17 protein-coding genes are annotated in these 21,329 nt (G+C 63.1%); 13 read left to right on the forward strand and 4 right to left on the reverse strand.

The genetic code is table 11. The annotated features are described in order from the left end of the window. The first annotated feature begins 22 nt into the window (after positions 1 to 22). The 6 genes from hrpA (at position 23) to NCR93_RS05000 (ending at position 9,175) form a co-directional block, all read left to right on the forward strand. On the forward strand, positions 23 to 4,480 hold the full coding sequence (gene hrpA / locus NCR93_RS04975; protein ID WP_239295413.1) for an ATP-dependent RNA helicase HrpA: 4,458 nt from the start codon (positions 23 to 25) through the stop codon (positions 4,478 to 4,480). A gap of 116 nt (positions 4,481 to 4,596) precedes the next feature. Continuing rightward, positions 4,597 to 5,610 (forward strand): YVTN family beta-propeller repeat protein, encoded by a 1,014-nt coding sequence (locus tag NCR93_RS04980; protein WP_034474119.1) that lies wholly within the window; start codon positions 4,597 to 4,599, stop codon positions 5,608 to 5,610. Between the two features lie 81 nt (positions 5,611 to 5,691). Beyond that, a complete protein-coding gene (locus NCR93_RS04985; protein WP_008350532.1) occupies positions 5,692 to 6,711 on the forward strand; it encodes a sterol desaturase family protein in 1,020 nt (339 codons plus the stop codon). A gap of 76 nt (positions 6,712 to 6,787) precedes the next feature. Next, positions 6,788 to 7,639 (forward strand): EI24 domain-containing protein, encoded by an 852-nt coding sequence (locus NCR93_RS04990; RefSeq protein WP_175979904.1) that lies wholly within the window; start codon positions 6,788 to 6,790, stop codon positions 7,637 to 7,639. Positions 7,640 to 7,664: 25 nt separating this feature from the next. Beyond that, positions 7,665 to 8,483, forward strand: coding sequence for a competence/damage-inducible protein A (locus NCR93_RS04995; RefSeq protein WP_008350529.1), 819 nt, complete (start codon positions 7,665 to 7,667; stop codon positions 8,481 to 8,483). Next, the gene (locus NCR93_RS05000; RefSeq protein ID WP_175979905.1) at positions 8,480 to 9,175 is read left to right on the forward strand and encodes a copper homeostasis protein CutC; all 696 of its coding nucleotides are present in this window, start codon (positions 8,480 to 8,482) and stop codon (positions 9,173 to 9,175) included. Before NCR93_RS04995 ends, NCR93_RS05000 begins: the two co-directional genes overlap by 4 nt. 9 nt (positions 9,176 to 9,184) lie before the next feature. Here NCR93_RS05000 and NCR93_RS05005 read toward each other — a convergent pair whose 3' ends face one another. Next, positions 9,185 to 9,649 (reverse strand): rhodanese-like domain-containing protein, encoded by a 465-nt coding sequence (locus NCR93_RS05005; protein ID WP_008350527.1) that lies wholly within the window; start codon positions 9,647 to 9,649, stop codon positions 9,185 to 9,187. A 346-nt stretch (positions 9,650 to 9,995) separates the two neighbouring features. Here NCR93_RS05005 and glnA point away from each other — a divergent pair, with 346 nt between their 5' ends. From glnA to ntrC, 3 genes are all read left to right on the forward strand, one after another. Then, a complete protein-coding gene (gene glnA, locus NCR93_RS05010) occupies positions 9,996 to 11,411 on the forward strand; it encodes a type I glutamate--ammonia ligase (protein ID WP_008350526.1) in 1,416 nt (471 codons plus the stop codon). A gap of 165 nt (positions 11,412 to 11,576) precedes the next feature. Beyond that, on the forward strand, positions 11,577 to 12,719 hold the full coding sequence (glnL, locus tag NCR93_RS05015) for a nitrogen regulation protein NR(II) (RefSeq protein ID WP_008350525.1): 1,143 nt from the start codon (positions 11,577 to 11,579) through the stop codon (positions 12,717 to 12,719). Positions 12,720 to 12,819: 100 nt separating this feature from the next. Next, positions 12,820 to 14,310 carry a nitrogen regulation protein NR(I) gene (gene ntrC / locus NCR93_RS05020; RefSeq protein WP_008350524.1) on the forward strand — a complete coding sequence of 497 codons (1,491 nt, stop codon included), beginning with the start codon at positions 12,820 to 12,822 and terminating at the stop codon, positions 14,308 to 14,310. 17 nt (positions 14,311 to 14,327) lie between these two features. Here the strand turns inward: ntrC and xth are convergent, their stop codons facing one another. From xth to NCR93_RS05035, 3 genes are all read right to left on the reverse strand, one after another. Continuing rightward, positions 14,328 to 15,110, reverse strand: a complete 783-nt coding sequence (gene xth / locus NCR93_RS05025) for an exodeoxyribonuclease III (protein WP_008350523.1) — start codon at positions 15,108 to 15,110, stop codon at positions 14,328 to 14,330. Positions 15,111 to 15,196: 86 nt separating this feature from the next. Next, positions 15,197 to 16,126 carry a phosphatidate cytidylyltransferase gene (locus NCR93_RS05030; RefSeq protein ID WP_034474132.1) on the reverse strand — a complete coding sequence of 310 codons (930 nt, stop codon included), beginning with the start codon at positions 16,124 to 16,126 and terminating at the stop codon, positions 15,197 to 15,199. A gap of 32 nt (positions 16,127 to 16,158) precedes the next feature. After that, on the reverse strand, positions 16,159 to 16,788 hold the full coding sequence (locus tag NCR93_RS05035) for a lysophospholipid acyltransferase family protein (RefSeq protein WP_175979906.1): 630 nt from the start codon (positions 16,786 to 16,788) through the stop codon (positions 16,159 to 16,161). Positions 16,789 to 17,018: 230 nt separating this feature from the next. Here NCR93_RS05035 and NCR93_RS05040 point away from each other — a divergent pair, with 230 nt between their 5' ends. Genes NCR93_RS05040 through NCR93_RS05055 form a run of 4 tightly spaced genes read left to right on the forward strand, consistent with a single transcriptional unit; the run spans position 17,019 to position 21,247 of the window. After that, positions 17,019 to 17,633: a CDP-alcohol phosphatidyltransferase family protein gene (locus NCR93_RS05040; RefSeq protein WP_175979907.1), complete on the forward strand. Its 615-nt coding sequence runs from the start codon at positions 17,019 to 17,021 to the stop codon at positions 17,631 to 17,633. Positions 17,634 to 17,673: 40 nt separating this feature from the next. Then, complete coding sequence (locus NCR93_RS05045) at positions 17,674 to 19,449, forward strand: bifunctional alpha/beta hydrolase/class I SAM-dependent methyltransferase (protein ID WP_250532180.1); 1,776 nt, start codon at positions 17,674 to 17,676, stop codon at positions 19,447 to 19,449. 56 nt (positions 19,450 to 19,505) lie between these two features. Continuing rightward, positions 19,506 to 20,828 (forward strand): phosphatase PAP2/dual specificity phosphatase family protein, encoded by a 1,323-nt coding sequence (locus NCR93_RS05050; RefSeq protein WP_372492621.1) that lies wholly within the window; start codon positions 19,506 to 19,508, stop codon positions 20,826 to 20,828. Beyond that, positions 20,825 to 21,247, forward strand: coding sequence for a hypothetical protein (locus NCR93_RS05055; RefSeq protein WP_250532181.1), 423 nt, complete (start codon positions 20,825 to 20,827; stop codon positions 21,245 to 21,247). Before NCR93_RS05050 ends, NCR93_RS05055 begins: the two co-directional genes overlap by 4 nt. The last annotated feature ends 82 nt before the right edge of the window (positions 21,248 to 21,329 follow it).

Raw genomic sequence — 21,329 nt, forward strand, 5'->3', positions numbered from 1 at the left:
CCCGGGATTATAATGCGACGCTATGCCGAATGTTTCTCGTCCCTCACGCCCCGATCAGGCGGGCAAGTCTCAGTCCGCCGACAAATCCCTCGATACTCAGGAGCAGTTGCGACAACTGCGTGAAAGTCTGCTGCGCGAGACGCGGGAGGGCGCGGGCACGTCCGATTCCGGCGAAGCGGCGGGTTTGAGCAAGAAGGAACGCGCCGCGCAGCGGTTCGCGGGCGGGAAAGCGGCGGCGGAGGCTCCTTCGCAACCGAAGAAGGCGGCGCAGTCGAAAGAGCGGCCCGCGAAAGCGGAAGTCACGGCGCAACGTCCGCCGAAGCCGCGCGACACGGCGCAAGCTGCCACGCAAGCGCCCCCGAAACGCGAAGACGCGACGCGTGAACAAGGTGCGCGGCCGCAGCGTCCGGCGCGCGTTCAGCAGCCGAAGCCTGTCGAAGCGCGCCAGCAGCAGCCGCAGCCGCAACCTGCGCCGCGTGTCGAACCTTCGGCCGAAACGCGCCCGCCGCGCAAACAACGCCCGGTTGATGCACGTCCGCCGCGCGAACAACGCCCGGTTGAAGCACGTCCGTCGCACGTCGAACGCCCGGCCGAAACGCGCCCGCCTCGCGAGCAACGTCCGCCGCGCGCGCCGCGCGTCGTCACGCCGAATCCCATTCCGCCGATCACGTTTCCCGAAGCGCTGCCCGTCTCCGGCCGACGCGAGGAAATCGCGCGCGCGATCGCTGCGAATCAGGTCGTGATCGTCAGCGGCGAAACCGGCTCGGGCAAGACGACGCAATTGCCGAAGATCTGCCTCGCGCTCGGACGCGGTCTCGGCGCGGGCGGCAGCGGGCTGATCGGGCATACGCAGCCGCGCCGCATCGCCGCTTCGGCGACCGGCCGGCGCATCGCGGAGGAACTCGGCACGCCGTTCGGCGAAGTCGTCGGCTACAAAGTGCGCTTCACGGACAATCTGGCGCCCGGCGCGTCCGTCAAGCTGATGACCGACGGCATTCTGCTCGCGGAAACGCAGACCGATCCGCTGCTGACCGCCTACGACACGATCATCATCGACGAAGCGCACGAACGCAGCCTCAACATCGACTTTCTGCTCGGCTATCTGAAGGAAATCCTGCCGAAACGCCCGGATCTGAAGCTGATCGTCACGTCCGCGACCATCGACGCAGAACGCTTCGCGCGCCATTTCGGCAGCGAGGACAAGCCCGCGCCGGTGATCGAGGTGAGCGGACGGCTGTATCCGGTGGAAGTACGCTATCGGCCGATCGAAGAGGAAAGCGAGGCGATCAGGAACGCGCAGGGCACGGCGCCCAAACGCAACGATCGCAAAGCCGATCGCGATCTGATGGAAGGCATCGTCGATGCCGTCGATGAACTGTGCCGCGTCGGTCCCGGCGACGTGCTCGTGTTCCTGCCCGGCGAGCGCGAAATTCGCGATGCCGCAGAAGCGTTGCGCAAGCATCATCCGCCGCATACGGAGATCCTGCCGCTCTTCGCGCGTCTTTCCGCGCAGGAGCAGGAGCGCGTGTTCAAGCCGTCGAACGCGCGGCGCATCGTGCTCGCGACGAACGTCGCGGAGACGTCGCTGACGGTGCCGGGCATCCGCTACGTGGTCGATACCGGCATGGCGCGCGTGAAGCGTTATTCGTATCGCAACAAGGTCGAGCAACTGCAGATCGAGCCGGTGTCGCAGGCGGCGGCGAATCAGCGCGCGGGCCGATGCGGGCGCGTCGCGGACGGCGTGTGCATCCGTCTGTACGACGAAGCCGATTTCGCCGCGCGGCCGCGCTTCACCGATCCCGAAATCCTGCGCTCGTCGCTCGCGGCCGTGATTCTGCGGATGAAGTCGCTGCATCTGACGGCGATCGAAACGTTTCCGTTCATCGAACCGCCGCCGGGCCGCGCGATCGCGGACGGCTATCAATTGCTGAACGAACTCGGCGCCGTCGATGACGACAACGCGCTGACGAGTCTCGGCCGCGAACTCGCGCGCCTGCCGCTCGATCCGCGCGTCGGCCGCATGATTCTCGCCGCGCGCGATCATCATGCGCTCGCGGAAGTGCTGATCATCGCGTCGGCGCTGTCGGTGCAGGACCCGCGCGACCGTCCGATCGAGGCGCAGGAGCAGGCGGATCAGGCGCATCGGCAGTTCGTCGACGAGCGCTCCGAATTTCTGCAATGGACGCGCATCTGGAGGTGGTTCGAGGAAGCGGTCGCGCACAAGAAATCGAACAAGCAGCTCGCGGATGCGTGTCGCGCGAATTTCCTGTCGCATCTGCGTTTGCGCGAGTGGCGCGACGTGCATTCGCAACTGCTGACGGTCGTGCGCGAGCACGGCTGGCGTCTGAACGAATCGGATGCGACCTTCGAGCAGGTGCATCTGTCGCTCTTGACGGGCCTGCTCGGCAACGTCGGTCTCAAGGCCGACGACGAGCCGCATTATCTCGGCGCGCGCGGCATCAAGTTCTTTCTTTGGCCGGGCTCGGCGCTCTTGAAGAAAGCGGGGCGCTGGGTGATGGCGGGCGAACTCGTCGAGACGAGCCGCCTCTACGCGCGCACGATCGCGAAGATCGAGCCGGAATGGCTCGAAACGGTCGGCGCGCATCTGCTGAAGAAATCGCTATCGGACGCGCATTGGGAGAAGAAGGCCGCGCAGGTCGTCGCCTACGAACGCGCGACGCTGTACGGGCTGACGGTGTATGCGCGTCGGCGCGTGAGCTTCGGCAAGCAGGACGCGAAATACGCGCGCGAACTGTTCATTCGCGGGGCGCTCGTCGAAGGCGAATTCGATACGCGTCTGCCGTTCTTCGCGCACAACCGCAAGCTCGTCGCGGACATCGAGCAACTGGAACACAAGTCGCGCCGTCAGGACGTGCTCGTCGACGATGAACTCATCTACGGCTTCTACGATTCGCTGATCCCCGAAAACATCTGGACGGGCGCGGCGTTCGAGCGCTGGTATCGCGACGAGCAGAAGAAAGAGGGCAACGACAAGCTGCTGTTCCTGTCGCGCGACGACCTCATGCGTCACGAAGCTGCCGGCGTCACGACGGATCTGTTTCCGAAGCGCATGACGATGTCGGGCATCGAAATGGCGCTGACGTATCACTTCGAGCCGGGTTCGCCGCGCGACGGCGTCACGCTGCAAGTGCCGCTTTACGGGCTGAATCAGGTCGATGCGCGCCGCGTCGAATGGCTCGTGCCCGGCATGATCAAGGAGAAGGTGCAACTGCTGCTGAAGTCGCTGCCGCAGAAGCTGCGCCGTCACGTCGTGCCGTTGCCGGAATACGCCGCGGCTTTCGCCGGGCGTCATGCCGGGCCGAAGTTCGGCGCGGGCGCGCTCGTCGATTCGCTCATCGCCGATATTCGCGAGCAGACGCAAATCGCCGTGAAAAGCGCCGATTTCAAGCTGGAAACGCTGCCCGCGCACCTGTTCATGAACTTCAAGGTGATCGACGAACACGGCCGCCAGCTCGCGATGGGCCGCAATCTCGCGCAGTTGCGCGCGGAACTCGGCGGGCAGGCGCAGCAGCAGTTCCAGAAACTGACGTCGGCGGCGGCGTTCGATGCGCTTTCCGGGGACTCCGATACGCCGCCCGCACAGCAACCGGCAAGCGAAGGAACCGCGCTCTACGAGAACCTCACGACGTGGAACTTCGGCAAGCTGCCCGAGCTGCTGGAAATCCGCCGGCGCGGGCAGACGCTCTTCGGCTATCCGGCGCTCGTCGATCGCGGCACGCATTGCGACGTCGAAGTGTTCGATTCGCCCGAGGAAGCGGTGCGTATTCATCGCGCGGGATTGCGCCGGCTTTTCGCGCTGCAGTTGCGCGAGCCGATTCGCTATCTCGAGAAAAATCTGCCGGGCCTGCGGGAGATGTCGATGCAATACATGGCGCTCGGCACGGCGGACGAACTGCGCGATCAGATCGTGGAAACGGCGCTCGATCGCGCGTGCCTGCAAGACCCGCTGCCCGACGACGACGCCAGCTTCCACGCGCGCCGCGACGCCGCGAAAGGGCGTCTGACGCTGCTCGCGAACGAAATCGCGCGGCTCGTCGGCACGATCCTCAACGAATATGCGGCGCTCGCCAAAAAGCTGGCGTCGGTGAAATCGTTCGCGTCGGCCTATGCGGACATGCAGGCGCAATTGAGCGCGCTCATCGGCAAGCGTTTCGTCATCGATACGCCGTATGCGCAGCTTGCGCATTTTCCGCGCTATCTGAAGGCGATCGCGCAGCGCGTCGACAAGCTCAAGGCCGATCCGGCCCGCGACGCGCGTCTCGCCGCCGATCTGCAGCCGCTCGCGCAGAACTATCAGCGCGCGTTATCGCAGCGCGGCGGCGTCGCGGATGCGCGGCTTGCCGAATATCGCTGGCTGCTGGAGGAATTGCGCGTATCGCTGTTCGCGCAGGAACTGCGCACGCCGATGCCGGTCTCGGTAAAACGCCTCCACAAGGTGTGGGAATCGATGCAGCGTTAGGTTTCCGCTGGAAAGACGCAAAGAATCAACGTATTGCGCAAAAAGACCTCGCTCGTCAACCCGCCGCGCGAGGCAAACGTTCTACAATGACGCCTGCCCTCCGAAGCCTACTTTTCATGCGCAATATTTTCCGTTCCGGCCGTGTGCGTGCCTTCGCCGCACGCGCAGCCATCGCAACCGGCGCCGCCTTGGTCGCCTCCGCAGCACTCGCCAACAATGTCATCGTGCTCAACTCGGCGGAAGCCACGCTGAGTCTCATCGACGAAAACACGCATCAGGTCGTCGGCACCGTGCCGACGGGCAAAGAGCCGCATCACCTGATGCCCACGCCCGACAGCTCATCGCTGATCGTTGCGAATTCGGTGTCGAACAACCTGATGTTCGTCGATCCGAAAACCGGCGCGTTCCAGCGCTGGGTGCAGGACATCGAAGATCCGTATCAGCTCGGTTTTTCGCCGGACAAGAAATGGTTCGTCTCGACGGGTCTGCGCCTCGACCGCCTCGATATCTATCATTTCGACGGCAAGAATTTGAGCGTCGCGAAGCGCCTGCCGCTCGCCACGATGCCGAGCCACATCGCGTTCACGAACGACAGCTCGACCGCGTTCATCTCGCTGCAGGTGTCCGGCGAAATCGCGGCGATCGACCTGCCGACGCAGACCGTCAAATGGAAGATGAAGGTCGGCAAGGTGCCCGCGGGCGTCTGGCTCACGCCGGGCGACAAATATCTGCTCGTCGGCATGACCGGCGCGGATTACGTGGCCGTGGTCGACTGGCGCAACCAGAAGGTCGTCAAGACCATCACGACCGGCAAGGGCGCGCACAACTTCCGCTCGATGGTCGACGGCAAGCACGTACTCGTTTCGAATCGCGTGGCGAACACGATCAGCATCATCGACGAGGACACGCTCACGAACGTCGGCGACATCACCGGTCTCTTGCCCGGCCCCGACGACATGGAACTTTCCGCCGACAAGAAGTATCTGTGGGTTACGTTCCGCTTCGCGAAGCACGTCGGCGTGATCGACCTGGCGAATCGTAAGCTGATCGAAACCATCAAGGTCGGCCGCTCGCCGCACGGCATCTACTTCTACAATCGCGCGCCGGTGACGGCGCCGAACGGGGCGTAAGCAAACAGGGCGCGCATTCGCGCCCTGTACTACGATTGAGGGATGGCCGGTCCCGGACGGCCGCACGCACCACGGAGCACCATGTTTCATTCCATTCTTTCGTCGCTGGACGGTCTCGTTTCCTGGCTTCAGACGCAGCTCTACGTCGATGTCGTGCAGCCGGTCCTGTTCAAGATCGGCATGATGGACTACGACGAAGACACCTACGACGCGCTGTACTGGGTGATCGTCGGCGTGCTCGAAGTGCTCGCGATGTACGCGATCCTGCGGCCGCTCGAAGCTTTCCGCCCGGCGGAGGAGTGGAAAGACCGCAAAGGCGTGCGCGTGGACGTGCTCTACACGTGGATCGTCAAGCTCGGCATCCTCAATCTGTTTTTCTTCTTCACGTTCCAGCCGCTCTTCGATTCGATGCAGAGCTGGCTGCGCCTCCATAACGTGCCGAATCTCGAGATCGACAACCTGTGGCCCGGCGTGACGACGCAGCCGCTCGTCACGTTCGTCATCTATCTGCTCATTCTCGATCTGGCGGGATACTGGTATCACCGGCTGGAGCATCGTTTCGGCATCTGGTGGGAATTGCACGCGGTGCATCACAGCCAGCAGAAGATGTCGCTCTGGACCGACGACCGCAACCATCTGCTCGACGACGTTCTTCAGGCGAGCTTTTTCGCGTGCGTCGCGCTCGTGATCGGCGTGGAGCCGTCGCAGTTCGTCGTGCTCGTCGCCATCACCAACTTCATGCAGAGCGTGCAGCACGCGAACATCCGCATGCACTTCGGCTGGCTCGGGGAGCGCATTGTCGTAAGTCCGGCGTTTCATCGCCGCCATCACGCGATCGGCTTCGGTCACGAAGGCACGACTTACGGTTGCAACTTCGGCGTGCTGTTCTCGTTCTGGGACATCATCTTCCGCTCGGCGTCGTTCGACCGCACCGTCGAGCCGACGGGCATTCGCGACCAGCTCGGTGCGCCGGGCGTTGCGCCCGTCCATTACGGCGACGGCTTCGTCGAACAGCACTGGCTCGCGTTCAAACGCATCGCCGCGCGCCTTTCCGCTCGCCGTGCGGGTGCGTCCGCTTCCGACAACTCGGCGGCCGTCTGAACGTCTCCGGTTCGACCAGCGCCCGTGCGCGGCGCTGGTTTATCCTGTCGGTTCCTTCTTCTTTTAAGAAACACGCATGAGTGACTTGCTGCGTTCGTTCGTGCGCGCGCTTGCGAACGTCTTTCATCCGCGCATGCTCTGGCTGACGCTGATGCCCTTCGGCGTCGCCACAGTGGTCTGGGGCGCGGGGCTCTGGTTCTTCTGGCAGACGCTTACCGGCGCCGCCAACGACTGGCTCAGCGCGTGGGCGCTGACCTCGTGGATGTACCGTCTCTTCGATGCCGTCGGCTTTTCGTCGCTGCACGCGGTGATCGCGCCGTTTCTCGTCGTCATCATGACGGTGCCGCTGATCGTCGTGACGGTGCTGCTGCTCATCGCCACGTTGTCGATGCCGGGCGTCGTCAAGCTCCTCACACGTCGCCCGAAAGGTCATTACTCATCGCTCGAAGAGCGGCGCGGCGGCTCGTGGTACGGCAGTCTCGGACACTCGGTCGTGACCACGGTCGTCTGTCTCGTGCTGCTCGTCGTCACGCTGCCGCTGTGGCTCATTCCGCCGTTCTTCGCCTTGATTCCGCCGCTGTTGTGGGGCTGGCTCACGTATCGCGTGATGACTTACGACGCGCTCGCGCTTCACGCGAGCGCCGACGAGCGCCGCGCGATCGTGCGCGATGCACGCTGGCCCTTGCTTGCGATCGGCATCGTGAGCGGCCTGCTCAGTTCTGTCCCGACGATGCTCTGGGCATGGTCCGTCTGGCTCTTGCCGCTCTTTCCGGTCGTCGCCGCCGTGACGATCTGGGCGTATGCGTTCATCCTCGTGTTTTCGGCGCTCTGGTTCGCGCATTACTGCCTGCACGCGCTGGAGCGCTTGCGCGCGAGCGAGCCGCAATTCCCGGCGATCACGGTCGAATCCCGCGACGTTTCACTGTAAGCACGAAAAAAGCAAAGGGGCATTCATGGGCATTGGCGTCATCATCATCGGCGACGAAATCTTGTCCGGCCGCCGCACCGACAAGCATCTGCCGAAAATCATCGAACTGCTGGGCGCGCGCGGCCTGTCGCTCGACTGGGCCGAATACGTCGGCGATGATCCCGCGCGCATCACCGCGACGCTCGCGCGCACGTTCGCATCGGGCGATATCGTGTTTTCGACGGGCGGCATCGGCGCGACGCCCGACGACCACACGCGCCAGTGCGCCGCCAAGGCGCTCGGCGTGCCGCTGGAGCTGCATCCCGAAGCGGCGGAACTGATCCGCGCGCGCATCCGCGATACGGCGGCGCAGGCAGGCAAGCCGGTCGAGCTGGAGTCGCCGGAGAACTTGCATCGGCTGAACATGGGCACGTTTCCGCGCGGCGCAGAGATCATCCCGAACAGCTACAACAAGATTCCGGGCTTTTCGGTCGGCGATCATCATTTCGTGCCGGGCTTTCCGGTCATGGCCTGGCCGATGATCGAATGGGTGCTCGACACGAAGTACGCGCATCTGCATCACGCGACGCCGCATGTCGAGCGGTCGCTCCTCGTCTTCGGCCTGCCCGAGTCGCGCATCACGCCGCTGATGGTTTCGATCGAGCGCGACTTCGAGGGCGTGCGTGCGTTCAGCCTGCCGAGCGTCGGCGATGCTACGCGCGGGGCGCTTTACGAGCGCGCGCATATCGATCTGGGCGTGAAGGGCGATCCCGAGCAGGCGAACGCGGCGTTCGACGTGCTGCGCGAGGGCGTGATCGCGCTCGGCGGTGAAGTCGTGGAAGTGCCGCCGGAGGAAGCGAAGTGACGCTGCTGGAAGTGATCGCCACGACCGTCGCCGACGCGCGGGCAGCCGAGCGCGGCGGTGCGGACCGTCTCGAACTCATCACCGCGATGGGCGAGGGCGGACTGACGCCGAGCATCGGCCTGATCGAATCGGTGATCGAGGCGGTCGGGATTCCGGTGAACGTGATCGTGCGGCCGCACAGCCGCTCGTTCGTCTACGATGCCGACGACTACGCGGTCATGCTGCGCGATGTTCGCGCGATCGCGAAGACGTGCGCGAACGCGATCGTCGTGGGGATGCTGCGCGCCGATGGCTCCGTCGACACCGACGGCCTCGCGCGCGTGATCGAAGCAGCGGATGGCCTGCAGCTCACGTTTCACCGCGCATTCGACGAAACACGCGATCTGCTCGCTGCGTTCGATACGCTGCTGCAGTTCGGTGCCGTCACGAATGTGCTGACGTCGGGCGGCAAGCCTTCCGTGCTGGACGCTCAGGAAACGATTTCCAAGCTCGTCGAAAACGCGGTGGGAACGCGCTGCGCGATTCTGGCGGGCGCCGGATTGACCGTCGATGCGGTCGCGCCGTTCGTCGCATCGACGCGCGTGAAAGCGGTGCACTTTGGCTCGGGCGTGCGCGTCGATGGGAAGTCTCTGGCGCCCGTCGATGAAGCGAGGGTCAGGCGCGTGCGCACCTTGCTCGACGCGCGTGCTTGAGCAAAACCTTCAAGCCCCGATCCAGGGCAGCTTGCGGAAACACCATCCCGATACCGTTTTCCGATGCCCCTGTCCGTCCTTATCGCCTTCGAAGCCTTCGAGCAGGTCGTACGCCTGGGCGTAGCCTTCCTTCTGCGCCGCGACCGCAGCGAGCTTCGAGCGCGCGGCGCTGCGACACAAAAACACGACAGGCGTATCCGGGGTGGCGACCTGTCGCAATTGTTCGATAAACTCGGCGTTTGGCACGGAACCGGGGTAGCGAATCCATTCGATGTGCGCGTACTGAGCGCCATCGATGGCCGGGCGGCCGACCCAATCGAGTTCGGCGCGGGTGCGAACGTCGACGAGGCGTACGCGCGGGTCGAGTTGCAGTAATTCAAATGCTTCGGCGGGTGAGAACGCGCCCGCGTAGGTCAGATTGTTTTCGGCGGCGCGTTTGCCGGCCTGGGCATACAGCTGTTCGAGCGTGCTCATGACGTATGGGTCTCCGTAGGCGCAAAGAATCATTCTAGCGTGGCGCGCAGTTTCGACGCCGCGCGCGAAATTGGTGCAAGAAGACTCGGATGCACTATAAAAGTGCTGAAGAAATATCAGACAAACCGTGCTGCACTGATTTGGTGCTCGACGCGGAGGCGGCGACACGAACGCCGCCATCGAAAGCGAAGTGGTTTCACCCAAAACGCGCGCTGCTTCAAGCGCTTAGCGCGAAGATGGTGCGCTTGGCACGGAAGCTGCTTTTCCATCCTCGATTGAATCGATGTACAGGATTGGTCGGGGCGGCGAAGCGATTCGCCGACTTTTGTTAATCAGGAGATAGGTAATGAGTAAATCCGTGGCCGACGTCATGCAACTCGTCAAGGACGAGGACGTCAAGTTCGTCGACTTCCGCTTCACCGACACGCGCGGCAAAGAACAACACGTTTCCGTGCCGGTCTCGGCATTCGACGAAGACAAATTTGAAAGCGGCCACGCTTTCGACGGTTCGTCCATCGCAGGCTGGAAGGGCATCGAAGCGTCGGACATGCTGCTCGTGCCGGACGCGAACACCGCCTTCATCGACCCGTTCTTCGAAGAATCGACGCTGGTTCTGTCCTGCGACGTGGTCGAGCCGGCCGACGGCAAGGGCTACGAGCGCGACCCGCGTTCCCTCGCGAAGCGCGCGGAAGCCTATCTCAAGAGCTCGGGCCTCGGCGACACCGCCTACTTCGGTCCGGAGCCGGAATTCTTCATTTTCGACTCGGTGCAGTGGAACACGGACCAGTCGGGCACGTTCGTGAAGATCGGCTCGGAAGAAGCACCGTGGTCGTCGGCGAAGGAATTCGAAGGCGGCAACACCGGCCACCGTCCGGGCACGAAGGGCGGCTACTTCCCGGTCGCTCCCGTCGACACGTTCCAGGACATCCGCTCGGAAATGTGTCTGCTGCTCGAGCAGATCGGCATTCCGGTCGAAGTGCATCACCACGAAGTGGCGGGCCAGGGCCAAAACGAAATCGGCACCAAGTTCTCGACGCTGGTTCAGCGCGCGGACTGGCTGCAGCAGATGAAGTACATCATCCATAACGTGGCGCACACGTACGGCAAGACGGCGACGTTCATGCCGAAGCCGGTCGTCGGCGACAACGGTTCGGGCATGCACGTTCACCAGTCGATCTGGAAGGACGGTCAGAACCTGTTCGCGGGCAACGGCTACGCGGGTCTGTCGGAATTCGCGCTGTTCTACATCGGCGGCATCATCAAGCATGCGCGCGCGCTGAACGCGATCACGAACCCGGGCACGAACTCGTACAAGCGCCTCGTGCCGCACTTCGAGGCGCCGGTGAAGCTGGCTTACTCGGCTCGCAACCGTTCGGCATCGATCCGTATTCCGCACGTCTCGAATCCGAAGGGCCGCCGTATCGAAACGCGCTTCCCGGATCCGCTCGCGAACCCGTACCTGTGCTTCTCCGCGCTGATGATGGCGGGTCTCGACGGCGTGCAGAACAAGATTCACCCGGGCGAAGCCGCGGACAAGAATCTGTACGACCTGCCGCCGGAAGAAGACAAGAAGATCCCGACCGTTTGCGCGGGCCTCGACCAGGCGCTCGACGCACTCGACGCGGACCGCGAGTTCCTGACGCGCGGCGGCGTGTTCACGGATTCGATGCTCGACGCATACATCGAACTGAAGACGAACGAGCTGCAGCGTTATCGTCAGGCGGTGCATCCGATCGAGTTCGAGATGTACTACTCGCTGTAAAGCAGCATGATCGAAGCGCGTTTTGTCGTGAGCAGTCCGATGAGGCGCGCGACGTGTGCTGAACAGTGATCCAAAGGGACGGCGCGCCGTCCCTTTTTTAATCGCTGCTCAGTGTCATGAAACGATAAGAAGATCGGTGTCACGAACGACCTCATCGACTGCACGATGGTGCTCAAGAATCTGATCAAGGCGCGCAAAGGCCACGCCGATGCGCTCTCCGACAATACGCAGCTCGCGGCAAGCGGACTGCTGCCCGGCTTCGAGGCGCTGCCCACGAACGTGCTCGTTCTGGACGTGCGCAATCTGCGGATCGCGTATGCGAATCCATCGGCCGAAGCGATGCTGGAAATGTCGCGCAAGCAGTTGACGCAGACGAACTGGCCCGACCTCTTCGCGAACGCGGACGAGCTCGCGACCACGATCGCGTCGATCGCCGAGAACCGCTTCAATGCGACGCGGCTCGACGCGGTGCTCGAGAGGCAGAATCGCGAGCCGGTGCATGTGCATGCGATCGTCGGCTATCTCGAAGCCGCGCCGGAATACGTGCTGCTCGAACTCTTCGAGAACGAGCGACATCTGCGCACGGACCGCGAAGAGCGTATCCACGATCTCACCGCGGTCAACAAGCAGCTCATCCGCAATCTCGCGCATGAGATCAAGAATCCGCTCGGCGGCATTCGCGGTGCGGCGCAGTTGCTCGAATTCGAACTCGGCGCGCGCGAACGCGACGAACTGCGCGAATACACGCAGGTCATCATCAAGGAATCGGATCGGCTGCAGACGCTCGTCGATCGCTTGCTGGAGCCGCACCGGCATCCGCATATCGTGGGCGACGTGAACATCCACGAAGTCTGCGAGCGGGTGCGCGCGGTGATCCTCGCGGAGTTTCCGCGCGGCCTCACGATCGAGCGCGACTACGACGTGAGCGTGCCCGATCTGCGCGGCGACAAGGAACAGTTGATTCAGGCGCTGCTGAACATCGTGCGCAACGCGGCCGAAGCGCTGAAGGAACGCATCTCACAAGGCGATGCGAAGATCGAGCTGCGCACGCGCATCGCGCGCAAGGTGACCATCGGCAAGAAGCTGCACAAACTGGCACTGGACTTGCATATCACTGACAACGGTCCCGGCATCCCCAGCGAAATCCGCGACCGGATCTTCTTTCCGCTCGTATCGGGCAGGGAAGACGGCAGCGGTCTCGGCCTCACGCTCGCGCAGTCGTTCGTGCATCAGCACGATGGGCTGATCGAAGTGGAAAGCCGGCCGGGCTGTACCGAGTTCGCCATCCTGTTGCCGTTCGAGAATTGACCAGCGACTTCACGCCAAGGAACGTAGTGCCGCATGCTTTGACGCCTGACCGTTTCGACGGGCTCACACCGAACCACACGAAGACTTCTCGCCGAACGATATGAAGCCGATCTGGATAGTAGACGACGACCAATCCATCCGCTGGGTGCTGGAAAAGGCGCTCGCACGAGAAAACTTCACGACGCGCAGCTTCTCCGGCGTGCGCGACGCGCTTGCCGCGCTCGAAGGAGAAAGCCCGCAAGTGCTCGTCTCGGACATCCGCATGCCGGGCGGGTCCGGGCTGGAACTGCTGCAGACCGTGCGCGACCGCTTGCCGGGCTTGCCTGTCATCATCATGACGGCGTTCTCGGATCTCGACAGCGCAGTGGCCGCGTTTCAGGGCGGCGCCTTCGAATATCTCGCCAAGCCATTCGATGTCGACAAGGCCGTCGAGCTGATCCGCCGCGCCGTGGATGAAAGCATGCGCGGCGAAGCGTCGGTCGACGAGCGCGTAACCGAGACGCCCGAGATGCTCGGTCAGGCGCCCGCGATGCAGGACATGTTCCGCGCGATCGGCCGTCTGTCGCATTCGGCGGCGACCGTGCTCATCACGGGCGAATCAGGCACCGGAAAGGAGCTTGTCGCGCGCGCCTTGCACCGACATAGCCCACGCGCAAACGGACCGTTCATCGCGCTGAACACGGCGGCGATTCCGAAGGATCTGCTGGAGTCCGAACTGTTCGGGCACGAGCGCGGCGCGTTCACCGGCGCGCAGGCGATGCGTCAGGGCCGCTTCGAACAAGCCGAGAACGGCACGCTCTTTCTCGATGAAATCGGCGACATGCCGTTCGACCTCCAGACGCGCCTGCTGCGCGTGCTGTCGGACGGGCAGTTCTATCGCGTGGGCGGGCACAATCCGCTGAAGGCGAACGTGCGCGTGATCGCGGCGACGCATCAGAATCTCGAATCGCGCGTGCGGCAGGGCTTGTTTCGCGAGGACTTGTATCACCGATTGAATGTGATTCGGCTGCGTCTGCCGGCGTTGCGCGAACGCAGCGAGGATATCCCGCTGCTCACGCGACACTTCCTGCAGAAGAGCGCGCGCGATCTGGGTGTCGAGCCCAAGCGCGTGTCGGACGATGCACTCGCGTATCTCGCGTCGCTGCCGTTTCCCGGCAACGTGCGTCAACTGGAGAACCTGTGCAACTGGCTCACGGTGATGGCGCCCGCGCAGGTGATCGAGCAGAAGGATCTGCCGCCCGATCTCACGTCGCGTCAGGAGGTGAGCGCCGAGAGTCTCGCCGTATCGACGGATGGCGCGGTCGCGCCGGTTCCCAATGCCGTGAACGGCGCCGGATCCGCGCCGATCGCGGCGGCGCCGGCGGGCGTCGCGGCGAGCGTGTGGGAGAACGGCTTGCGCACGGAAGTCGCGCGACTGTTGCGCGAGAATTCCGCCGATGTCATGGACGAACTCGCGCGCCGTTTCGAAGCGGCGGTGATTCGCGAGGCGCTCGACTTCACGCGCGGGCGCAAGGTGGAGGCGGCGGAGCGTCTGGGCATCGGCCGCAATACGATCACGCGCAAGATTCAGGAGTTGCATCTCGACGCGTGAACGTCGTTACGACGGGATCAGCCGATCGTCGCGATCACGGGCGCGTGGTCCGACGGCTGGTCCCACTTGCGCGGCACCTTGTCGACTTCGCATGACGTGCAGCGCGCGGCCAGTTCCGCCGACAGCAGGATGTGGTCGATGCGCAGCCCCGCGTTGCGGCGAAACGCCATCATCCGGTAATCCCACCACGTAAAGAGCTTCTCGGCCTGCTCGAACTTGCGGAAGGCATCGGTCAGGCCGAGCCCGACGAGTTGCGCGAAGTGCGCGCGCTCTTCGGGCGACACGAGGTTCTGGCCTTCCCATGCTTTCGGATCGTGCACGTCGCGGTCTTCCGGCGCGATGTTGTAATCGCCCAGCAACGCGAGCTGCGGATGACGCGCCATGTCTTCGCGCAACCATTCGCGCAGTGCGTCCAGCCAGCGCATCTTGTAGGCGAATTTCTCGGAGCCGGGCGCCTGTCCGTTCGGGAAATACGCGGAGATGATGCGCACGCCGTCGATCGTCGCGGCGATCACGCGTTGCTGCAGATCTTCGAATCCGGGAATGTTGCGCACGACGCTGATTTCATCGACTTCGAAGCCCGCATCGGCGCGCACCAGAATGCCGACGCCGTTGTACGTCTTCTGCCCGGCGAACCAGCTTTTGTAGCCGGCGGCTTCGAGTTCGGCGCGGGGAAATTTCTCGTCGGGGAGCTTCAGTTCCTGAAGGCACAGCACGTCGACGCCCGAGAGCGCGAGCCAGTCGATGACATGCTGCTGGCGGACTTTGAGGGAATTGACGTTCCAGGTGGCGATTTTCATGAGTGCCCGTTTTCTTCGTAGAGCGCGGCCGTTGCGCTGAAGGCTCGATTCTAGCGGAGCGGTGGGGCGGGGCGGGCTCGCAGACGTCACACATAAACGAATCTGACCAGATGAAAAAACACAGGCGCGGCGAAGCAGATCGAATCGACACGATCGAGCATGCCGCCGTGTCCGGCGAGCATCGAGCCCCAGTCCTTCGCGCCGAGCGAACGCTTCACCGCTGAAAGAACCAGCCCGCCGATGAACCCCGCCAGAACGATGGCGAACGACATGCCGAGCGCCGCGCCGAAGCCGAATGGCGTGATCCGGTAAAGCGCCGCGCCGCAAAGGGTCGCCAGCGCGCCACCGCCGACGAAGCCTTCGACCGTTTTAGAAGGCGAAAGCACGGGTGCGATCTTGCGCTTGCCGAACAGTTTCCCCACGACGTACTGCAAGACATCGCTGATCTGCACGACGAGCAGGAAGTAGAAGAGCAATAACGCGTTCTGCCCGCGATAGCCGGGAATGTCGAGCGTCAGGAGCGCGGCGGCGTGGCTCAGGCCGTAGACGCAGACCATCAGCGCCCAGTTAATGCGTGCATTGCGACTCAGAAAGTCGCGCGTATCCTGCGTCAGCGCCGATACCAGTGACATCGCGAAGAAGAGATGCACCGGTACGAAGATGGAATACATGCCGTACCAGTTGATGCCAAGCAGAATGTACTGAACGGGAACCGCGACAAAGAACGCGAGGAACAGCGTCGAGTGATCGCTCGGCGTGGTCGGCGTGAGTGTTATGAACTCGCGCAACGTGAGGAATGACAGTAGCGCGAAGACCACATAAGTTGCAGTCTCGCCGAGTCCAATGGCGATCGCCATGACGGCGACCATGCCCCACCACGCGCGGATGCGTTCATTGAGGTTGACGATGGTCGCGCTCTTGCCATTCGGCCGGGCGGCGAGGATGGCGCCTGTCACGGTCGCGACGGCGAGAAAGCCCGCCACGCCCGCGATCAATTTCCAAAACAGTTCTGGCATGTTCGAGAATCGGAGATGTTGTTGCAGCAAGCTCAGTCTGAGCAAGCCGATGGCGCCAGCGCGACGATCGCATCGCGCATGCGTGTGAGAAAAGCAGATTTGTCGTCGGTCGCCCGAAGCGCTTCGCCCGCGCCGAAATGGACTTTGCAGATCAACGGAATCGGCCAGATCGCGCCCTTGGGCATGATCCGCTGAAGATTCTCGAGATAGACCGGCGTGAGGGCGATGCCGGGAAACTCGCTTGCCAGATGAAAGAGTCCGCTCTTGAAGCCTTGCGGCAAAGCATCCGTGCCACGTGTGCCTTCGGGAAAGATAATCACCGAATGCCCCTTCGTGAGCGCATCGCGAACCGGATCGAGCGGATCGCCATCTCCTTCGCGTCGACGATCGATCAGCACGACGTTCAGCAGTTTCTGCGCGATATGTCGCTTGAGCGCGTTGGCGTTCCAGTAGTCGCGCGCAGCAACGGGCCGCACGGAATCGCGCAAACTGCGCGGCAACGCAGCGAGGATAGCGAGTGTGTCGATATGGCTCGTGTGATTCGAGAAGTAGATCTGTTGAGTTTCGCCTGCACGAGAGACATGACAGACTGGGTAGGCTCCAGCGACCAACCGAACGAGAGATAACAGTAAATCGCGTTGCCAGGCATATATCCGTTTCATGAGTCGGTAGTGGTGTGGATTGCTTATTTATATTCCGTTCACATGCGCATCGACGGAGCAAGTGGTCTTGACAAGATGTGTCAGATGTTTAGCAAGTGATAACAAAACTGCATAACAAAGAGGCTCTGCAATCCTAACGGTTGACGGGATGCGAAAGTGACCTGATAGTAGCGGCTTTTTCGATCCATCGGGACGTCAGGCATGGTCGACGAACCGGCGAAAACATCGCAATGAGCCTCTACGCACTCAAGCCGCGCTTCCAAATTCTGCTTCGTCCATTCACAAATTGGCTCGCGCGGCGAGGCGTGACCGCAAACCAGGTCACGCTAGCCGCGATGCTTGGATCGATGGCAGTCGGTGCATCGGCGTGGCTCGGTTATCCCGAGCGCGGTCTGTTTCTGCTCATTCCGCTGTGGCTTTTCATCCGCATGGCGCTGAATGCCATCGACGGCATGCTTGCGCGCGAACACGGCCATAAGAGCGCATTGGGCGCTTACCTGAACGAACTAGGCGATGTGATCTCGGACACGGCGCTCGTGCTGCCGTTTCTGGCCGTGCCGGCTTTCGCGCCATCGGACGTGTGGCTTTTCGCCTGGACGGCGTGCGTAGTCGAGTGCGCGGGACTGATCGGACCACTGGCCGGCGCGGATCGTCGCTACGACGGGCCATTCGGCAAGAGCGACCGCGCGCTGGCGCTCGGGGCATTTGCGCTCTGGTTCGGAATGGGGCTGCCGGTCGGTTCGACGTTCGTCTGGCTGTGGCGTGCACTGATCGCACTCGCGGTATTGACTGCGATCAGACGCGTCGCGATGGGCGTTCGCTTATCGCGTGAAACGGGCCGTTAAGCGTTACCTGCAACATCGAAACAACGAAGGCAAAAATCACATGACTCAAGCGACTATTCGACGCGCACAAGAGGCGCGCTTCACGACTCACGACGGTGAAGCGCTTTTCTATCGGCACTGGCCCGCGGCGGGCGCGACACGCAGCGGCGCTGTGGTGCTGCTGCATCGGGGGCACGAGCATTCGGCGCGTGTCGCGCATCTGGTCGATGAACTCGACATGCCTGGCTACGATTTCTTTGCGTGGGACGCGCGTGGGCACGGACGTTCGCCCGGCGCGCGCGGATACAGTCCGAACGCAGCGGCTTGCGTGCGCGACCTCCAGTGCTTCGTCGAACACATCCGCGACGTTCATGGCGTCGCCATCGAAGACATGGCGGTCGTCGGTCAGAGCGTCGGCGCCGTGCTGGCCGCGGCCTGGGTGCACGATTATGCGCCGCCCGTGCGCTGTCTCGCGCTCGCATCGCCGGCGTTTCATATCAAGCTGTACGTGCCATTTGCACGTCCGGGTTTGCGTCTGATGCACAAGCTTCGCGGTCTGTTCTATGTGAACAGCTATGTGAAGCCAAAATTTTTGACGCACGATCCGGAGCGCATCGCGAGCTATGCCGCGGATCCGCTGATCACGCGGCCGATCGCGGTCAATATGCTGCTGGACCTGCACGACACGGCGAGGCGCATCGTCGACGATGCGGCCGCCATCACCGTGCCGACGCAACTGCTGATCTCGGGTGCGGATTGGGTCGTGCATCGCGGACCGCAGGAACGCTTCTTCGAGCGGCTCGGGTCGGCGCGCAAGGAGCGCATCGTGCTGCCCGGTTTCTATCACGATACGCTCGGTGAACGCGACCGCGCGCAGGCGCTCGCGCCGCTGCGGGCGTTTCTGCTGCGTGAGTTCGAGGCGCCTTGCGCGCGAGTCTCGCTCGTGGATGCCGACACGCGCGGACCTTTTCATGCGGAATACGAAGCGTTGAAACAAGCTCCCGCCAGTCCGCTCGCGCGTTTGTACTGGATGGCTGCGCGCGCGGGGTTGCGGGTGGGCGGCGCATTCTCGGAAGGCATTGCACTTGGGCATCGGCTCGGGTTCGATTCCGGCTCGACGCTCGACTACGTGTACCGCAACGAAGCGAGGGGACGCGGATGTGTGGGGCGCCACATCGATCGCAACTACCTCGACTCTCCTGGCTGGGTGGGCATCCGTCAGCGCAAGATCAATATCGAGGCGTTGATCGCCGAGGCGATGACGCGAATCACGCGCTCGGGCGAGACGGTCCGGATCGTCGATATCGCGGCGGGACATGGCCGTTATGTCCTTGACGCCATCGCCGCGGTGACCCGTCGCGATGGCGTGTCGCCCGAGCACATTCTGTTGCGCGATTACAGCGCGCCGAACGTCGATGCTGGACGCGCTCTGATTGCGCAACGTGGTCTCGAAAGCGTTGCGCGTTTCGAGCAAGGCGATGCCTTCGACGAGGCCTCGCTCGCCGCGCTCGATCCCCGTCCGACGCTTGCGATCGTGTCAGGGCTGTATGAGCTTTTTGGCGACAACGCTTCGATAGAACAGTCGCTCCGTGGCCTCGCGCGCGCCGTGCAACCTGGCGGCTACCTCGTCTATACCGGACAGCCGTGGCATCCGCAGCTCGAATTCATTGCGCGCGTGCTTGGGAATCATCGTGGCGAGACAGCGTGGGTCATGCGTCGCCGTTCGCAGGCGGAAATGGACGAACTCGTCGCGCGCGCCGGCTTTCGCAAGATCACGCAGCGCATCGATGAAAAGGGGATCTTCACGGTGACGCTTGCCGAGCGCGTCGCGTCCTGATGACTAGCGCTGCCTTGTCCGTCGCCGGTGCGCGAAGCGAACGGGACGCCTCCTTGATGTTGCGATCCGGATGGCTCGCGATCATGGGCGCGTTGTTCTTTTCGACATACGCCTTCGCGAACTGGCTGGCGTCGACGCGCGCCTCGGTGCCCACCTTCGCATTCGCATGGGAACGGGCCATTCCGTTCATGCCGTGGAGCATCGTGCCGTATTGGTCCATCGATGTGTTCTACGCGCTCTCGTTCCTGTTGTGCGTCAGGCGCGCGGCGCTCCACGCGCACGTCCGCAGGCTTTTCACGGTGCAAATGATCTCCGTGGCATGTTTCATCGCGTGGCCGTTGAGCTTCGGCGCCGAGCGGCCAGTCTCGAGCGGTGTGACCGGCGTGCTATTCGACCTCCTGACGGGCATCGATAAGCCGTATAACCAGGCTCCATCGCTGCACATCGGATTGCTGATCGTGCTTTGGACGTTCTACGCGGGCGTTCTGCGGAACAAAGCTGCTCGTGCGGTCTTGCATCTCTGGTTCATGGCGATCGGTGTTTCCGTTCTGACCACATGGCAGCACCATGTGATCGACGTGCCGACCGGCGCGGCGGTGGGTGCCTTTGCGCTATTTCTCTTTCCTCTCGCAGACGATGTGACCGGCGCCGCGCTCCCTTGCGCGCGAAGCCGGCGGATAGCTGGCGTCTATGCGACCGTCGCGGTCGCGCTGACCGCGTTCACGTTGATCCTTGTGAGGCATGCCGTTGGTGCCGCGCTTGTCACGGGATGGGTTTCGCTGGCATTCGCTTGCGTTGCGTGGATTTATTGGCAAGGCTCGCCTGCCGCGTTTCAGAAGGACGAGCGGGGCCGCATTCCGTTGGCCGTCCGTCTGCTGCTCGCTCCGGCTATCGCTGGCGCATTCATCAACTCACGGTTATGGACGCGCAAGAGGTCATCGCCTGTTCGCGTTGCGACCGGCGTTTCCATCGGTCGCACGCCGACGCCTCGCGAATGGCGGCAGCATGGTTTCGATGCATTGCTCGATCTGACGGCCGAGATGCCGCGCTGGATCGCGCTCGATCAATCGCATGTGTACCTATGCGTGCCGCATCTGGATCTCGTGCCGCCGACTCTGCTGCGTCTGAACGCGGCTGTCGAGGCGCTCGGTGAGCTGCATCGCGACGGGCGCGATGTGCTGGTTTGCTGTGCGCTCGGTTATGGGCGCAGCGTGCTGTGCGCAGCGGCATGGATCGCGAAGACGCAAGGTTTGCACGATGCACGCGCGGCACTTCTGGCTGTGCGGTCGGCGCAGCGTCGCGCGGTCTGGTCGAAGGACACCGTCGCGTTGCTGCAGGACTGGATCGACCATTGCACGGTTCATGGAAGACAAGGATGAACGCCTATTTCATCGCGGCGGCGCGTGGTGCGCTCGATGCTGGCTGCTGTGCGTGCGCGGTCGCCTTGGCAGCGGCAGGCGTGGGGTGGGGTGTCGCCATTCGTTGCGAGCATTTGCATTACGTGCGAACGCTGATCGCGCTCATCAGCACATGTTCGGGCATAGGCGCTTCGTGGCTAATGGTGCGAATCGTCATCGACCGACAGTTGTTCGCCACGCTTGCCGCAATGGAATCTTCGACGCTCGATGATCTCGACCGCGTGCTGATCGAGCTCGGATGGACCGCTGCATCGCGTGCCGGCCGGCCGCTCGATGCACGGGTGCGCGGCGTGACTCGACTGCTCAGGGCGAGCGTGATGGTTGCGGTCGTGCAGTGGGTGTGCGTGGGTGTGGCGGTGGTGGTGATGGAGGGGGCGTGAGGGCGCTCTTTGATGTATCCGCTCAAGATCCTTCGAAGCTGGTCGGATGATGTTGGCTTTTGAACGTAGGTCAAAAGTTTTA

The sequence above is a fragment of the Caballeronia sp. ATUFL_F1_KS39 genome (assembly GCF_023630985.1).
Lineage (GTDB): Bacteria > Pseudomonadota > Gammaproteobacteria > Burkholderiales > Burkholderiaceae > Caballeronia > Caballeronia zhejiangensis.

Bases quoted from the DNA above. Each gene is read 5' to 3' on its own strand.
- hrpA (WP_239295413.1), top strand. From the start codon at position 23: ATGCCGAATGTTTCTCGTCCCTCACGCCCCGATCAGGCGGGCAAGTCT.
- NCR93_RS04980 (WP_034474119.1), top strand. From the start codon at position 4,597: ATGCGCAATATTTTCCGTTCCGGCCGTGTGCGTGCCTTCGCCGCACGC.
- NCR93_RS04985 (WP_008350532.1), top strand. From the start codon at position 5,692: ATGTTTCATTCCATTCTTTCGTCGCTGGACGGTCTCGTTTCCTGGCTT.
- NCR93_RS04990 (WP_175979904.1), top strand. From the start codon at position 6,788: ATGAGTGACTTGCTGCGTTCGTTCGTGCGCGCGCTTGCGAACGTCTTT.
- NCR93_RS04995 (WP_008350529.1), top strand. From the start codon at position 7,665: ATGGGCATTGGCGTCATCATCATCGGCGACGAAATCTTGTCCGGCCGC.
- NCR93_RS05005 (WP_008350527.1), bottom strand. From the start codon at position 9,649: ATGAGCACGCTCGAACAGCTGTATGCCCAGGCCGGCAAACGCGCCGCC.
- glnA (WP_008350526.1), top strand. From the start codon at position 9,996: ATGAGTAAATCCGTGGCCGACGTCATGCAACTCGTCAAGGACGAGGAC.
- glnL (WP_008350525.1), top strand. From the start codon at position 11,577: ATGGTGCTCAAGAATCTGATCAAGGCGCGCAAAGGCCACGCCGATGCG.
- ntrC (WP_008350524.1), top strand. From the start codon at position 12,820: ATGAAGCCGATCTGGATAGTAGACGACGACCAATCCATCCGCTGGGTG.
- xth (WP_008350523.1), bottom strand. From the start codon at position 15,110: ATGAAAATCGCCACCTGGAACGTCAATTCCCTCAAAGTCCGCCAGCAG.
- NCR93_RS05030 (WP_034474132.1), bottom strand. From the start codon at position 16,126: ATGCCAGAACTGTTTTGGAAATTGATCGCGGGCGTGGCGGGCTTTCTC.
- NCR93_RS05035 (WP_175979906.1), bottom strand. From the start codon at position 16,788: ATGAAACGGATATATGCCTGGCAACGCGATTTACTGTTATCTCTCGTT.
- NCR93_RS05040 (WP_175979907.1), top strand. From the start codon at position 17,019: ATGAGCCTCTACGCACTCAAGCCGCGCTTCCAAATTCTGCTTCGTCCA.
- NCR93_RS05045 (WP_250532180.1), top strand. From the start codon at position 17,674: ATGACTCAAGCGACTATTCGACGCGCACAAGAGGCGCGCTTCACGACT.
- NCR93_RS05050 (WP_372492621.1), top strand. From the start codon at position 19,506: ATGTTGCGATCCGGATGGCTCGCGATCATGGGCGCGTTGTTCTTTTCG.
- NCR93_RS05055 (WP_250532181.1), top strand. From the start codon at position 20,825: ATGAACGCCTATTTCATCGCGGCGGCGCGTGGTGCGCTCGATGCTGGC.